This window comes from Stenotrophomonas sp. YJH_SMC_135 (genome assembly GCF_059372355.1).
Map to the genome: position 1 here is coordinate 1,184,124 of NZ_JCAFVN010000001.1, position 14,063 is coordinate 1,198,186.

General features: G+C 65.4%; 15 protein-coding genes and 1 pseudogene. 11 read left to right on the forward strand and 5 right to left on the reverse strand.

Annotated features, from left to right (window positions below; genetic code table 11):
• Window positions 1-31: 31 nt before the first annotated feature.
• Entirely contained in the window at window positions 32-244 is a 213-nt protein-coding gene (locus AC5P98_RS05965) for a hypothetical protein (protein ID WP_049406537.1), read from the reverse strand.
• A 61-nt stretch (window positions 245-305) separates the two neighbouring features.
• Here AC5P98_RS05965 and AC5P98_RS05970 point away from each other — a divergent pair, with 61 nt between their 5' ends.
• The 3 genes from AC5P98_RS05970 (at window position 306) to AC5P98_RS05980 (ending at window position 3,291) form a co-directional block, all read left to right on the forward strand.
• Window positions 306-1,013: a hypothetical protein gene (locus AC5P98_RS05970; protein ID WP_049406535.1), complete on the forward strand. Its 708-nt coding sequence runs from the start codon at window positions 306-308 to the stop codon at window positions 1,011-1,013.
• A 304-nt stretch (window positions 1,014-1,317) separates the two neighbouring features.
• Complete coding sequence (locus AC5P98_RS05975) at window positions 1,318-2,196, forward strand: hypothetical protein (RefSeq protein ID WP_234413146.1); 879 nt, start codon at window positions 1,318-1,320, stop codon at window positions 2,194-2,196.
• 630 nt (window positions 2,197-2,826) lie between these two features.
• The gene (locus AC5P98_RS05980) at window positions 2,827-3,291 is read left to right on the forward strand and encodes a GNAT family N-acetyltransferase (RefSeq protein ID WP_049406532.1); all 465 of its coding nucleotides are present in this window, start codon (window positions 2,827-2,829) and stop codon (window positions 3,289-3,291) included.
• Window positions 3,292-3,298: 7 nt separating this feature from the next.
• On the opposite strand, the pseudogene AC5P98_RS05985 reads toward AC5P98_RS05980, so the two are convergent.
• A pseudogene (locus tag AC5P98_RS05985) lies at window positions 3,299-3,858 on the reverse strand (GNAT family N-acetyltransferase).
• Between the two features lie 146 nt (window positions 3,859-4,004).
• Here AC5P98_RS05985 and AC5P98_RS05990 point away from each other — a divergent pair.
• A complete protein-coding gene (locus AC5P98_RS05990) occupies window positions 4,005-4,898 on the forward strand; it encodes a helix-turn-helix domain-containing protein (RefSeq protein WP_049406528.1) in 894 nt (297 codons plus the stop codon).
• Between the two features lie 85 nt (window positions 4,899-4,983).
• Here the strand turns inward: AC5P98_RS05990 and AC5P98_RS05995 are convergent, their stop codons facing one another.
• Both AC5P98_RS05995 and AC5P98_RS06000 read right to left on the reverse strand, forming a co-directional pair.
• On the reverse strand, window positions 4,984-5,343 hold the full coding sequence (locus AC5P98_RS05995; protein ID WP_014646927.1) for a response regulator: 360 nt from the start codon (window positions 5,341-5,343) through the stop codon (window positions 4,984-4,986).
• A complete protein-coding gene (locus AC5P98_RS06000) occupies window positions 5,333-6,496 on the reverse strand; it encodes a two-component system sensor histidine kinase NtrB (protein ID WP_401733632.1) in 1,164 nt (387 codons plus the stop codon). The genes AC5P98_RS05995 and AC5P98_RS06000 overlap by 11 nt, the downstream gene beginning before the upstream one ends.
• Window positions 6,497-6,647: 151 nt before the next feature.
• Between AC5P98_RS06000 and AC5P98_RS06005 the strand changes: the two genes are divergently transcribed.
• From AC5P98_RS06005 to AC5P98_RS06025, 5 genes are all read left to right on the forward strand, one after another.
• Window positions 6,648-9,761 (forward strand): response regulator, encoded by a 3,114-nt coding sequence (locus AC5P98_RS06005; protein WP_049406526.1) that lies wholly within the window; start codon window positions 6,648-6,650, stop codon window positions 9,759-9,761.
• Entirely contained in the window at window positions 9,758-10,582 is an 825-nt protein-coding gene (locus AC5P98_RS06010) for a CheR family methyltransferase (RefSeq protein WP_049406524.1), read from the forward strand. Before AC5P98_RS06005 ends, AC5P98_RS06010 begins: the two co-directional genes overlap by 4 nt.
• A complete protein-coding gene (locus tag AC5P98_RS06015) occupies window positions 10,582-11,157 on the forward strand; it encodes a chemotaxis protein CheB (protein WP_032957669.1) in 576 nt (191 codons plus the stop codon). Before AC5P98_RS06010 ends, AC5P98_RS06015 begins: the two co-directional genes overlap by 1 nt.
• On the forward strand, window positions 11,154-12,287 hold the full coding sequence (locus AC5P98_RS06020; RefSeq protein ID WP_032957670.1) for a hybrid sensor histidine kinase/response regulator: 1,134 nt from the start codon (window positions 11,154-11,156) through the stop codon (window positions 12,285-12,287). Before AC5P98_RS06015 ends, AC5P98_RS06020 begins: the two co-directional genes overlap by 4 nt.
• An 83-nt stretch (window positions 12,288-12,370) precedes the next feature.
• Complete coding sequence (locus AC5P98_RS06025) at window positions 12,371-12,799, forward strand: BLUF domain-containing protein (protein ID WP_049406521.1); 429 nt, start codon at window positions 12,371-12,373, stop codon at window positions 12,797-12,799.
• Between the two features lie 3 nt (window positions 12,800-12,802).
• On the opposite strand, the gene AC5P98_RS06030 is transcribed toward AC5P98_RS06025, so the two are convergent.
• Window positions 12,803-13,126: an ArsR/SmtB family transcription factor gene (locus AC5P98_RS06030; protein WP_049406519.1), complete on the reverse strand. Its 324-nt coding sequence runs from the start codon at window positions 13,124-13,126 to the stop codon at window positions 12,803-12,805.
• A gap of 86 nt (window positions 13,127-13,212) precedes the next feature.
• Here AC5P98_RS06030 and AC5P98_RS06035 point away from each other — a divergent pair, with 86 nt between their 5' ends.
• The gene (locus AC5P98_RS06035) at window positions 13,213-13,650 is read left to right on the forward strand and encodes a YeeE/YedE family protein (protein WP_049406518.1); all 438 of its coding nucleotides are present in this window, start codon (window positions 13,213-13,215) and stop codon (window positions 13,648-13,650) included.
• Window positions 13,647-14,060 (forward strand): DUF6691 family protein, encoded by a 414-nt coding sequence (locus AC5P98_RS06040; RefSeq protein WP_014646936.1) that lies wholly within the window; start codon window positions 13,647-13,649, stop codon window positions 14,058-14,060. The genes AC5P98_RS06035 and AC5P98_RS06040 overlap by 4 nt, the downstream gene beginning before the upstream one ends.
• The last annotated feature ends 3 nt before the right edge of the window (window positions 14,061-14,063 follow it).

The following is a 14,063-nucleotide window of genomic DNA, read 5'->3' on the forward strand; positions in this document are numbered from 1 at the left end:
TCTGGTGCTGTTAGGCAGGATGGGGCACAACTCACTCATACCTGCATGTCCTTTTGTTGGTGGTGCGCGCGCTGTGCGCGGCGAGGTGTTCCCAGCGTTCGGCTTCGCCCAGGTAGAACTCGTGGCGTTCCTGTCGGACGGTGGCGGTGAACTGCACGTCGTGCAGTGCGTGCTCGGCGGCTGCGCGGTTGGCCGCTGCCATGCGGGCCGGGTCGTGATCGAAGATGTCGAGCTGGTTACTCACGGCACGCCTCCGGCCGTCTGCTCATGGCAGAATTCCAGCTAGGCCACATGGGGATCAGGGAATGAGCTGGTGGAAGGGGGTTAGTACGTGCCCAGAGTTGGGTATCGACGGCTGCGTCGTTTGGTGGGATGGATGGGCGGTTGTCGTCGCCGTCGTCGCGGTTTTTGCGACCATCTTTCTCGGCGTAGCTACGCTTTGGCTGGGGCGGCAGGCGAATCGTCTTGGAGATCAAGCCAATGCGCTTTCCCAGATGGCATTCAATTCTCAGCGCGAAGCTGAGAAGGTAAGGCAGGACGCCGAGCGCGATCTCCGCAATCGTGAGAAAGCAGTTGCTTTGGCCTACTGCAACGTGGAACTTAAGGAGCTGCAGCTGCGGACGATGGTGATATATGCGTTTATGGGGCTGGGAGCAGATTTCTGCGAAGATGCTTTCGTTGGAAGCATCAGTACACGCGAGCTTCTCAGTAAGAACGCGAAGAATCTCAAGACTGATCGACTTCGGTCTCTTCTGGGTAGGTTGCACGCTCTGCCCGAGGAGGAAGGCGTGGACCTGGCTCGCTTGCTTGGCATCTGCGCAAGTGTTCAGGACCAACTGGCCCTGGCGGCGAAATCTCGCCTGGAGCCCTCCGATGAAGTCGGGTTGCGGCGCCTTCGAGAGACACATTCGCGGCAGCGGGCATCTTTGAAGCGTGCAAATGAGATCGCCAAAAAGTACTCGGATATGGCAGCCGAAGCCATTGGAGAACATGCTGCTAGTCCTGGACGCTGAAGTGGTTGCCGGCTTGTGGAAATCTCGCCGACTGCGCCGGCCGGGCGGTTGCTCGGTGCGTGTCGTCGGCGGGCAGCGGTGTTCGTGCTTTCTCTGCCGAGCGCTGCCGCATCTCCTCGCAGAACGCGGGCCATCCGGGCGGCGCCGCAGCACAGGTGATCTCAGTACCTGGCATTGGCTGTGGTTATCGCGATCGCGATGGAATTGCCGACCTTTTTTCTTACCAAGCGATTGGGATAGCATCGACTTGGCTTTCGAGGGAAAGAAGCCTCGATCGCCGATCGGTCTAACATGCAGATGGACAATGCTTTTGAAATACGCTCTTGCTGGGATGCTTGGATTTGTTGGCTTAGGCGCTCTTGTCGCAGACGTGAATGCTGCCGCTGTCCGATGCGACACCTGTCGAATTGATGGTGACTATCGCGCTGAGGCCGTTCGTCAAGGGCCCGGGACTCACCTGATTTTTAATGTTACTGACAACCAGATTCAGCAGTACTACGTTGGTACAAGCTCCGGTGGCGGCGGTGGTGGCATTGAGCCGAGAGCCGCAGGACCTCTGGTTGTGCGGGAGACTCCACCGGCGGGTGCCGTTGAAGAGGTGAACCGAGCTCATCGCGTACAAGTCGTTGGTGGTGGCACACTTCGTCCCACGTTCATCGTGCCAATCGCGACGCTCGGCCTCAATCCGAGCGCAAGTGCTATGACGGCTTACGAGTACGTATCGGACTACAACCTCCGTGCAATGGTCGAAATTGCGACGGGTAGCACGGATGTCATTTCCAAGGTGGTCGGAACCGACGTTTTCACGGCAATGGCCGACCTACTCCAGCACGTTACGAACTACACAGGCCTGCGCGATCAAGCGAGGATCATAATGAAGGTCGTGTTTAAGGACGGCTCCTCGGTTGTTGTCGTCGTCAACCTCGAGCATCAGAATGGACAGTCCGAAGTCGGTAGTGAGCGTACCGCCGCAGGGCAGTTGATTCCGACCGATATTCAGCAGGTGAATGGTACTTGGACTGACTACGGCGGAGAGAATCTTGCAAGGATGGTCACCCATCTTCAAGGTCTCGGTGCAACGATGTCGGCATCTGGCCCGTCGTCGACCGGTAGTGTCAAGGCAATTACCTGTAGTGGCGCCGGGGTCGCTAAGGTTTGCAACGTCGAATATATGATCCGCTGATGGCGTGTTGGTCGACTTGCAATAGGCAAATGGGGCCGCTTTAGCGGCCCCATTTTGTTTGAACTCTCAATTGGCTTCTTATTTCTTGCGGCGACTGAGCGCAAGGACTATCGCAATAATCGCTACTGGGATCAGGATAACCGCCAGTAGGATGATCCAATGCCAGATGCTGAAACCACCCATGCTTTATATCCCTATGAAGTGACGCTTGGATGGTAGCATCTCGAAGTCGATGCCTCTAAAGCGTGATTCGTATCGAATGACACAGATCAACCTCGCTGCCGCACGCTAGGATGCAGCACGACCGTGGTGCTTGAGCGGCGCCGTGCGAAGGAGTTGAGTCGAGCACGCCCATCGAGTCCACGCCAGCGGCGGCGAGTCGCTCGACCATCCCAGCGAAGGCGTGCAGGTCGATGCCCGATTCGGTCACCGGCGTAAGAGGCAAGGCGCTGAGGCCGTGGATCATGCCGGATCCCGAGGGCAGAAGGAAAAGAGGGGTTGTCAGGTGTGTCGGCGGTGGACGATCGGCATTGCTTATTGCCCTGGGACAAAATTCAAGCGCTGCCGTGCAACGTGATTCGGCCACCGGGATCGCGCACCATGGCGGCCATCCTTCCTTGCGCGCACGCCATGAGTGAGTACCTTCGCCCCGTGCAGCCCCCGCACTACGCCGTCATCGGTGCGTGGCTGGATTCGGCCAGCGCAACCCAGCGCTGGGCCGGTCCTGGAGTGCTGTATCCGCTCGCGGCCGATGCATTCGCGCACGCACTGCAACTGCAGCAGCGCCCGGGTTGGGTGCTGCTGGATGCGCATGGCCACTGCCTTGGTTTCGGCCAGTACTGGCCAACGACCTCCGGCACGCTGCACCTGGGCCGCATCATCGTTTCGCCGCGGGCACGCGGGCGTGGACTGGGACGTGTACTGATGCAGGCGCTGATGGCGCAGGCGTTGCAGTCGCCCGGGGCGGAGCGGCTGACCTTGCGTGTCTATCGTGACAACGTCGCGGCGGTGACCCTGTACCGCGACCTGGGCTTTCAGCCGATGGAAGACGCTTCGACGCCGGAACTGCTGTTCATGCAGCACCGTGCCGGCTGAGTGGTGATCACGCGCGCAGCACGGAAGCCTGTTGCGCCTGCCATTGCTCGCGGGTGATGCGGCTGATGTGTTCGGTGTGGTGTCGCCGAGGAAGCTGTTGAACTTGTTCACTTCGGTGTGGTGATGCTGGAAACCGCATTTGCTCTGTACGCTCAGGGACTGCAGGTTGTCGGCGAAGTAGCCGCACCACAGTGCGTCCAGGCGCAGGCCGAGGAAGGCGTGCCGCATCACTTCGCGCACTGCTTCGGGCACCAGGCCGCGCCCCCAGTACGGTACGCCGATCCAGTAGGCGATCTCGCCTTCGCGTTCGCCGATCTCGAAGTTGCTGTCGGCACCGATCAGGATGCCGACGCAGCCGATGGCGCGGCCATCTTCGCGGCTCTGCAGGGCATAGACCTCCGGCCGGTTGAACACGGTGCGGATGATCTCGCCACTTTCCTCGACGCTGGTGTGGGCTGGCCATCCGGCGATGGACCCGACGCGCAGGTCGCGGGCGTATTCGTACAGGTCGACGGCGTCGGTGTCGCGCCAGGGGCGCAGGATCAAGCGTTCGGTATGCAGCGGCATTGCCGTTCCAGGGGCAGGAAGAGAGCGCACAGGCTAGGCCGTGCCGCGTTACCGGCACAGGGCGGGACCTTGATGTTTTCGGTACTTTTCACAACTGCCTCGTTGGCGCAGGTATGCTGTGCCCCGGATTCCAGCCGGATCAGCCAATGGACCGCATACCCCAGCTTCTGGATCAGGACGAATCGATGCGCCTAGAGGTCAGTACGCTGGCCGAGGGGCAGGGGGTTCCGCTGTCGTTCGGGCACGCGTATCTGGCGGTACTGGTGTGCGTGTCCGGGCGTGCGCGCTTCGCGCTGAACTTCCGTGAGGTGGCGGTGCAGCGGCACGACGTGCTGGTGCTGGCCGAGGACACGCTGGCGCTGCTGCGGAAGCGATCGCGTGGCTTCCTGGCGGTGGTCTGCCTGATGCCGAAGGCGCTGGCGTCGGAGGTGGCCTACGTACTGCCCAACGCGCTGTTCAAGTTCCTGCATGAGCATCCCCATTGCGTGCCGTCGCCGCTGGAGGTGCCGCTCCTGCAGGGCTGGCTGCAGCAGCTGATGGACGCGCAGCATACTGGGGGCCGCTATCGGCACGTGATGCTGCGCAATCTACTGCAGACCTTTTTCCTGAAATTCGCCACGCTGTTGCCGGCACAGAAGGGGGCCGCAGCGCCGGTCAGCCGGCGCGAGCGCCTGGCCTGGAATTTCTGGGAACTGGTCGGCCAGCGCAGTACCCGCCAGCGCGACGTGCAGTCCTATGCCGATGCGTTGTGCATCACGCCGTTCTATCTTTCACAGCTGACCCGCGAGTGCTTCGGTGAAACACCCAAGGCGTTGATCGACCGCCAGGTGGTGCTGGAGATCAAGGCGCTGCTGAGCTACAGCGAGCTGCCGATCGGGCGCATCGCCGAGCGATTGTGCTTCGAGGATGCGTCCTACCTGTGCCGCTACTTCCGGCGGCACACCGGGCAGTCGCTGACCGGCTACCGCCGTGCGGGGCAGGGCGGCGCTAGTGGGATACGAACAGCGGTGCCGGCACTTCGGACAGCAGATCCTCGGTAGCCCCGCCCAGCACGCGTTCGACCACGCAGTCGCGGCGGTAGGGCCCCAGCACCCGCAGATCGGCTTCGCCAGGCCTGGCGAAAGGTCAATCCTGCTTCAACAGCTCGACCAGCTGGCGCAGGCGATAGGGCTTGGGCAGGAACTCCACCTGCTCCGGCAGCGGCGGCAGCTGCGAGCGCGCGTAGCCGGAGGACAGGATCATGCGTGCCTGCGGCTGTTCGCGGGCGACGTGCTCGCTCAGTTCGATGCCGGACATGCCGTTGGGCATGCTGACATCGCTGAACACCACGTCAAAACGCGCCTCGCCCTTGAGCAGCTCCGCCGCCTCGTGGCCATCGGCGGTGGTGGCGACCTCGATGCCGAAATCGCGCAGGGCCAGGCCGATCATCTCGCGCAGATCGTTCTGGTCCTCCACCATCAGTACGCGGATCGGTTCATCGGTCATGGGTTGCTTCCTCTGATGCGGGTAACAGCAGGCTTACCGTCGTGCCGACACCGGGCGTGGTGGACACATCGACGAAGCCGCCGCTCTGGGTAGTGAATCCGAACACCTGGCTCAGGCCCAGGCCGCTGCCCTTGCCGATGTCCTTGGTGGTGAAGAAGGGCTCGCTGGCGCGCTCGGCGATGTCGGCCGCCATGCCATGGCCTTCGTCACAGACGCTGAGGGTGACATAGCCGCGTTGCAGCGTAGTGTCCGCATCCGGGTCGAGCCGATGTTCCAGCGCGGTGCCGATCAGGATGCGCCCGCCATCGATGGTGGCCTCCACGGCATTTGCCACCAGGTTGGCCAGGGCAGCCTGCAGCTGCATCGCGTCGGTGCACACCTGCGGCAGGCCCGGCGTGAGGCAGGCGTCCAGCGTCACCGTGGGCGGGCAGGCGCGCTGCAGGCCCGGCAGCCATTGCTGTACCAGCGTGTTGATGTCCAGCGGTTCGCGGATCAAGGTCTGGCCCGTGCTGAAGGCCAGCAGCTGGCGGGTCAGCAGGGCGCCGCGGTCGGTGGCCGCCTGCGCAGCGTCCAGCAGCTCGGCGGCGCGTGCATCGTCACCGCGGACGCGTAGCGACAGCAGGTCCAGTGCGTTGCCGATGGTGGTCAGCAGGTTGTTGAACTCGTGCGACAGGCCGCGGCTGAGCCGGCCGACCGTCTCGAACTGCTGGGTGTTGCGCAGCGCACGCTGGGCATCGCGCAGCAGTCGCTGTGCCTGCCATTGCTCGGTGATGTCGCGGGTGATCTTGACGAAGCCAAGCAGTTCGCCCGCTTCGACGACCGGCTCGATGACCACGCTGGCGCGGAACGAGGAGCCATCGCGGCGTACCCGCCAGCCCTCGCTGGCAACATGGCCCTGCTGCGCCGCGAGGCGGAGCAGGCGCTGCGGTTCGCCGGCCTCGCGCTCGGTGGCCAGGTAGAAACGACCGAAGTGCGTACCCACCACTTCATCGGCTGAATAGCCCTTGATGCGCTCGGCGCCCGGGTTCCAGCTGCAGACGATGCCTTCAGGATCAAGCAGGTACAGCGCATGGTCGCGCACGCTGTCGATCAGCAATCGCAGTTGTCGGGAAGGGTCCGTCAGCACGGACATCGTAGAGGCAGCTGCGTCCACGTGTAGATAAGTGTTACCCCTGTGAGGGACGTGAAGCTAGGCATTCAAGTGTGAAGGATGCGTGCACACCTGACACGTGCCATTTGTCCTGTGCGGCTGAATGCGACACGGAGTACCATCTTCCACCCTTTGCCTTCTGGAACCGACCTGCATGCGTCCTGGTGCGACTACGCGTGACCGCTGGATCTGGATGACCTCTGCCGTATTGCTGGCGGCGACCATCGCGCTGGAACTGGTGGTGCCGCTGGGATACGCGGTCTGGCTGGCCTATTTCCTGGCCGTGGGCGTCACGGTGTTCCAGCGCAGTGCGCGCGCGCCGTTCGTGGTCGCGATGATCGCCTGTGTCCTGCTGGTGATCGGCTTCAACGTGGCGCCCGCCAGCAACAACTCGTCGTTCTCGTTCGTCAACCGCACCATCGGTGGCTGCGCCTTCCTGATGATCGCGCTGATCGTCTCGCGCGCCATCCAGGCCCGCCGCCAGGCCATGCGCGCGCTCTGGCTGCAGGAGGCCGAGAACACGGTGGCGTCGAGCCTGCGCGGCGACCTGGGGCCGGAGCAGATCGCCGAGGCGGCTGCGACGAGCCTGGCCGGGCAGCTGGACGCGGAGGTCGGTGCGGTCTATCGGCTGGAAGGCGGACGGCTGCAGCTGACCGGTGGCATGGCGCTGCCTTCGGGAGCGCCGGCCTCGCTGGCCCTGCACGAAGGGCTGGCCGGGCAGGTCGCTCGTGATGAACGGATCCGCCACCTGCATGGCGACGATGCCGCCGTGCTTGAACTGCAGACCAGCCTGGGCCGGCTGCCGGTGCGCGAGCGCATCCTGGCGCCGCTCAGCAGCGACGGTGCCGTGGTCGGCATCATCGAACTGGGCCGCGCCCGGGTCGGTGAACAGCGTGATCTGGATCGCGAGCTGCTGGAGCGCTGTGCCGAGACCATCGGCTTGGCGCTGCGCGCATCGCTGTTGCGTGCGCAACTGGTGGTGCTGCTGGAAGAGTCGCAGCGCCAGGGCGAGGAGCTGCAGGCCCAGCAGGAAGAGCTGCGCGTGGCCAACGAGGAACTGGAAGAGCAGAGCCGCAGCCTGCTGCAGTCGCAGAGCCACCTGGAAGAACAGCAGGCCGAGCTGGAACAGAGCAACGTGCAGCTGGAAGAGCGCACCCACGAGCTGGAGGCGCAGAAGCAGGCGCTGCTGGTCGCGCAGAGCCAGCTGGTGCGCAACAGCAACGAACTGGCCGCGACGTCGCGCTACAAGTCCGAGTTCCTGGCCAACATGTCGCACGAACTGCGCACGCCGCTGAACAGCTCGCTGATCCTGGCCAAGCTGCTGGCCGACAACAAGGACGGCACGCTCACCGAAGAACAGGTGAAGTACGCCCGTGCGATCCTCTCGTCCAACAACGATCTGTTGGCACTGATCAACGACATCCTCGACCTGTCGCGCATCGAGGCCGGCCATGTCGAACTGTCCGATGAAGTGGTGGTGGTCGACAGCGCGCTGCAGCGCCTGCGCGAGACCTTCGAGCCGATGGCGCGGCAGAAGGGCCTGGCCCTGCAGATCGAAGCCGATGCGCTGGCACCGAGCCAGCTGGTGGTCGACAGCCAGCGGCTGCAGCAGATCCTGAAGAACCTGCTGGCCAACGCGGTGAAGTTCACCGAGCACGGAAAGGTCAGCCTGCACGTGCGTGCGGCCGGCAATGGCCGCATCCGGTTCGAGGTCTGCGACACCGGCATCGGCATCGCCCGCGAGCAGCTGGACGTCATCTTTGAAGCCTTCCGCCAGGCCGACGGCAGCACCCGCCGTCGCTACGGCGGTACCGGCCTGGGCCTGTCGATCTCGCGCGATCTGGCCGAGCGCATGGGCGGCCAGATCCAGGTCGACAGCGAGCCCGGGCGCGGCAGCTGCTTCATCCTGGAGCTGCCATTGCAGGGCGCCCCCGCGGCGAGCGCAGCCGAGGCTGCCGAGGCCCCCGTGGCAGTGCCGGCGCCGGCACGGACACCGGCCGTGCTGCCGCCCGCGCCGGTGCGCGCTGCCACTGCGTCGGCGCCGGCCACTGCGTCGGCCGGCGTGGCCGACGACCGCGGCCGCCGCCAGCGCGCCGGGCGCCTGATCCTGGCGGTCGAGGACGATGCCACGTTCGCCGAGGCACTGGTGGCCCTGGCCCATGAACTGGACTTCGACTGCGTGGTGGCGGGTACGGCGGAAGAAGCGCTGACACTTGCCAGTGAGCTGCGTCCGAACGGCATCCTGCTTGATATCGGCCTGCCGGACGTGTCGGGCCTGAGCGTGCTGGAGCGCCTGAAGCGCAACCCCGAAACCCGGCACATCCCGGTGCATGTGGTCTCGGCAACGGACCGCAGCCAGGTGGCGCGCGAGCTGGGCGCGATCGGCTTCGCGATCAAGCCGACCACGCGCGAGCGGCTGGTGACGGCCATCGAGCAGCTGGAACAGACCAGCCAGCGCGACGTGCGGCGCCTGCTGATCGTCGAGGACGACAGCGAGCTGCGCAGCAACCTGGAACTGCTGCTGGGCCGCGACCAGCTGCAGATCGTCGCGGTGGGCACCCTGGCCGGTGCACTGGAACAGCTCAGCACGGTCACGTTCGACTGCATGGTGATGGACCTGTCGCTGCCCGACGGCAGCGGCTACGACCTGCTTGAACACATGGCCGGCAACGATGAGGTCGGTTTCCCGCCGGTGATCGTCTATACCGGCCGCGCGCTCAGCCGCGAGGAAGAGCAGCGCCTGCGCCGCTATTCCAAGAGCATCATCATCAAGGGTGCGCGTTCGCCGGAACGCCTGCTGGATGAAGTGACCCTGTTCCTGCACAGCGTCGAGGCCAGCCTGCCGACCGACCAGCAGCGCCTGCTGCGCGAAGCGCGCCGTCGCGACACCGTGCTCGATGGCCGTACCGTGCTGCTGGCCGAAGACGATGTCCGCAACATCTTCGCGCTGTCCAGCGTGCTCGAACCGCTCGGCGTCACGCTGGAGATCGCGCGCAATGGCCAGGAAGCGGTGGATCGCCTGGCCGAGCGCGAGGTCGATCTGGTGCTGATGGACATCATGATGCCGGAGAAGGATGGGCTGGCCGCGATGCGCGAGATCCGCGCGCAGCGCCACCTGCAGGACCTGCCGATCATCGCGCTGACTGCCAAGGCCATGCCGGACGACCGTGAGCGATGCCTGCAGGCCGGTGCCAACGATTACATCGCCAAGCCCATCGATGTCGACAAGCTGGTCTCGCTGTGCCGTGTCTGGTGCTCGCGGCAATGAACGAGCAGGCGCTGTTCGACCTGGAACTGAAGGTGCTGCTGGAAGCGCTGTACCAGCGCTACCACTACGACTTCCGCAGCTACGCGGTATCGTCGCTGCGGCGGCGCATCCGCCAGGCCATGCAGCGCTACGAGTGCGAGCGGCTGGCCGACCTGCAGCACCGCCTGCTGCACGAGCCGGACCTGTTCGCGCAGGCGATGCAGTTCTTCACAGTGCAGGTGTCGGAGATGTTCCGTGACCCGGCCTATTTCCGTGAGCTGCGCGAGCAGGTGGTGCCGGTGCTGCGCACCTATCCCTCGGTGAAGCTGTGGGTGGCTGGCTGCAGTACGGGCGAGGAAGTGTGGTCGCTGGCGATCCTGCTGCACGAGGAGGGCCTGCTCGAGCGCAGTATCGTCTATGCCACCGACATCAATCCGGCAGCGCTGGCCACCGCCGAAGCCGGTGCCTATGGCATCGACCGCATGGCCCAGTTCAGCCGCAACTACCTGGCGGCCGGCGGCACCGCTTCGCTCTCCGACTACTACGCCACGGCCTACGATGGCGCGGTGTTCAACCGCCAGCTGCGCCGCAACGTGGTGTTCGCCGACCACAGCCTGGCCACCGACACCGTATTCTCCGAAGTGCACCTGGTGTCGTGCCGCAACGTGCTGATCTATTTCAACCGCGACCTGCAGGATCGCGCGGTGGGCCTGTTCCGTGATGCGCTGGTGCATCGCGGCTTCCTTGGCCTGGGCAGCAAGGAGTCGCTGCAGTTCGGGCGCTACCACGGTGCGTTCGAGGTCTGCTCGCGCGAGCATCGCCTGTACCGGAAAGTCGCCTGATGAGCCTGCCGATACGACCGGCCGTGCTGGTGATCGGGGCCTCTGCGGGTGGGGTCGCAGCGCTGCAGACGGTGCTTGGCGCGCTGCCTGCGGCACTGCCGGCGCCGGTGCTGGCAGTGCTGCACCTGCCACGCGATCGCAGCAGCCGCATCGCCGAAGTGCTGGCGCCGTACTGCGCGCTGCCGGTGCGCGAGGCCGAAGACAAGCAGCCGCTGCAGCCTGCCACGGTGACCTTTGCGCCACCGGACTATCACCTGCTGGTGGAAGACGCCGGTTCGCTGGCGCTGTCGGTGGACGCACCGGTGCTGTTTTCTCGCCCGGCCATCGATCCGCTGTTCGAGTCGGCGGCGGCGGTGTTCGGCGCGCAGGTGCTGGCCCTGCTGCTGACCGGTGCCAGCAGTGATGGCAGCGAAGGCGTGGCCGCCGTGCGCGCCGCTGGTGGCCGCGCCTGGCTGCAATGTCCCGAGGAGGCCGAGGCATCGATGATGCCGGCCTCCGCCCTGCAGCACGCTGGCGCCGATGCCGTGCTGCCCCTTGAACTGATGTGCCGTCGCCTGAAGGAGTTGTTTGCATGAACCTGTTGCCACCGGACCCTGCGCAGTCGCAGACCCCGGTCAACCTGCTGATCGTCGATGACGTGCCGCAGAACCTGGTAGCCATGCAGGCGCTGCTGCAGCGCGAGGGCGTGAACCTGCTGCTTGCGGGCTCGGGTGCGCAGGCGCTGGAGCTGCTGCTGGAGCACGAGGTGGCGCTGGCATTGCTGGATGTGCACATGCCGGAGATCGATGGTTTCACCCTGGCCGAGCTGATGCGCGGTTCGCACCGCAGCCGCGATGTGCCGATCATCTTCCTGACCGCCTCGCCGGATGACCCGGTGCGTGCCTTCAAGGGCTACGAAACCGGTGCGGTCGATTTCCTGCACAAGCCGGTCGCACCGCAGGTGATCCTGAGCAAGGTCAACGTCTTCATCGAGCTCTACCAGCAGCGCCAGCTGCTGAAGGCGCGCAACGAGGCGCTGGAACGTTCGCTCAAGCTGAACGAGACGATGGCGGCCGTGCTCACCCATGACCTGCGCACGCCGCTGTCGGCGATCCTGCTGTGTGCCGACAAGCTGGCGCTGGAGCTTCCAGAGGACAATGCCGGTGCGCAGCAGACCCTGAAGCACCTGGAAGCCAGCACCCTGCGCATGGCGCGGATGGTCGAGCAGCTGCTGGACTTTTCGCGGATCCGCAGCGGCGGCCTGCGCCTGCAGGCAAGTGCCTGCGATCTTGCGGAAGTGACGCGTGCCGTGGTGGCCGAAGCGGGCAGCGCCCACGGCCACGCACGGGTGCATCTCGACATGCAGGGCGATACCCGCCTGCAGGGTGATCTGGATCGGCTTGGCCAGGTCGCCGCGAACCTGGTCGGCAACGCGCTTACCCATGGCAGCGAGGCGAGGGTGGAGGTGGACGGCCGCGATCCGCGCAGCGTGCTGCTGCGGGTAAGCAACGCCGGGCGGATCGACGACGCGCTGCTGCCGCGATTGTTCGAGCCGTTCAAGGCCAGTTTCCACCCCAGCAATGGCCTGGGGCTGGGCCTGTACATCGTTGATCAGTTCGTCCGCGCGCACGGCGGCCACATCGGCGCGCGCAACGAGGCGGGGCAGGTGGTGTTCGAGGCGACGCTGCCACGGCGCTCTGAAAGCCCGGCAACGGCGGCCAGCTGAATCCTTCAGCAAGCGACGCGTGGATCTGAGACGGGCTCGTCCGCAACTGCTACCGTGGCGGCAGATATTGCCAAGGAAGCACCATGCCACTGCGTGCGATCGCCTATGTCAGCCGGGCGCTGCCGGATCTCTCCGCTCGACGGCTGCAGGCGCTGGTCGACGATGCGGCCCGCTTCAACAAGATGGCCGGCGTGACCGGCGTGCTGCTGCACGACGGCGGGCGTTTCCTGCAGTACATCGAAGGGCCGCCGGATGGCATCGGTTCGGTCTACGAACGCATCCTGCAGGCCGGCAGCCATATCGACATCATTGAACTGGCGCGCGGCCGCTTGGGCCAGCGCCAGTTTCCGTACTGGTCGATGCGCGCGCTGCCGGTGGAGGAGGCGCTGTTGCGCCAGCTGTCATCCTGTGACTGGTCGGGCTTTACCCGTACGCTGCAGGGTGATCGCTCCGCGCCGACGCCGGTGGACCTGCTCGACAACGTTGTGCAGCCAGCACTGCACGCCGGCTGAGCGTCAGCCCGAGGCGCCGCCGCCGCAATAGGCGGCATGCAGCGCCTGCAGCACGCCCAATGCGGGCCCTTCCTGCATGCGGTAGTGGATGGCCTGTGCTTCGCGCCGGGTCGCCACGATGTCCATATCGCGCAGCACAGCCAGGTGCTGCGACAGCGCGGACGCACTCAATCCGGTCAGCGCCTGCAGCTCCGGTACCGGCGCTTCGCCTTCGACCAGGCGGCACAGCACGCGCAAGCGGGCAGGATGGGCCAGGCGCTTGAGCAGGGCAGCGGCCTGCGCGGCGTGCTTGGCCATCGCGGCACTGTCGAGCGGGGTGCTGGGCATGGTTGACCTTTTTGTTTAGACGTGTCTAATTTAGATAAATCTAAATAAAAGGACAATCCCATGAAGGGCGTGAATGAGGGCAGGGCATGAACCTGCCGTGGACTGCGGTGGCCGGCGGTGGGTTGATCGGCGCCGCCGCAGTGCTGTTGCTCGCCACCCTCGGGCGTGTGGCCGGTATCAGCGGGATCGCCGCAGGCAGCCTGCGCGCAGCGGAAGGCGAGCGCGGATGGCGCTGGGCCTTCCTGTCTGGCCTGCTCGCGGCGGCCGGGCTGGTGCTGTGGTGGCAGTCGCTGCCCGAAGCGTTGCCGCGGGTACAGTTGCGCGATGCCTCGCCTGCCTGGCAGTTGATCGGCGCCGGCCTGCTGGTGGGCTTCGGCACCCGCTTGGGCAGTGGCTGTACCAGTGGTCACGGCGTCTGTGGCATGGCTCGCGGCTCGAAGCGCTCGCTGCTGGCGGTGCTGGTGTTCATGGCCTGCGCGATGCTGACGACGTTCCTCATCCGCCACGGCGGAGGCCTGGCATGAGCCGCGCGACAGGGGCCGCGGCAGCGGCGGGTGCGCTGTTCGGTGCGGGGCTGGCGCTTTCGGGGATGACCGACGCGCGCCGTGTGCTCGGCTTCCTCGACATTGCGGGTGATTTCGATCCCACCCTGGTGTGGGTGCTGGGCTCGGCGCTGCTGGTCAGTGCGGTCGGCCAGCGCTGGGTGCTGCGCCGCGCGCAGCCGTGGTTCGCGGTGCGCTTCCAGCTGCCCAGTGCGCGTGATGTCGATGCGCGCCTGCTGCTGGGCGCCGCACTGTTCGGTATCGGCTGGGGATGGGCTGGCTATTGCCCGGGACCGGCCATCGCCGGGCTGGCAGTCGCATCGCGTGAAGCGCTGTGGTTCGTGCCTGCGATGCTTGCAGGTTTCTGGCTGCACGATCGGGTCGTACGCTGAGGC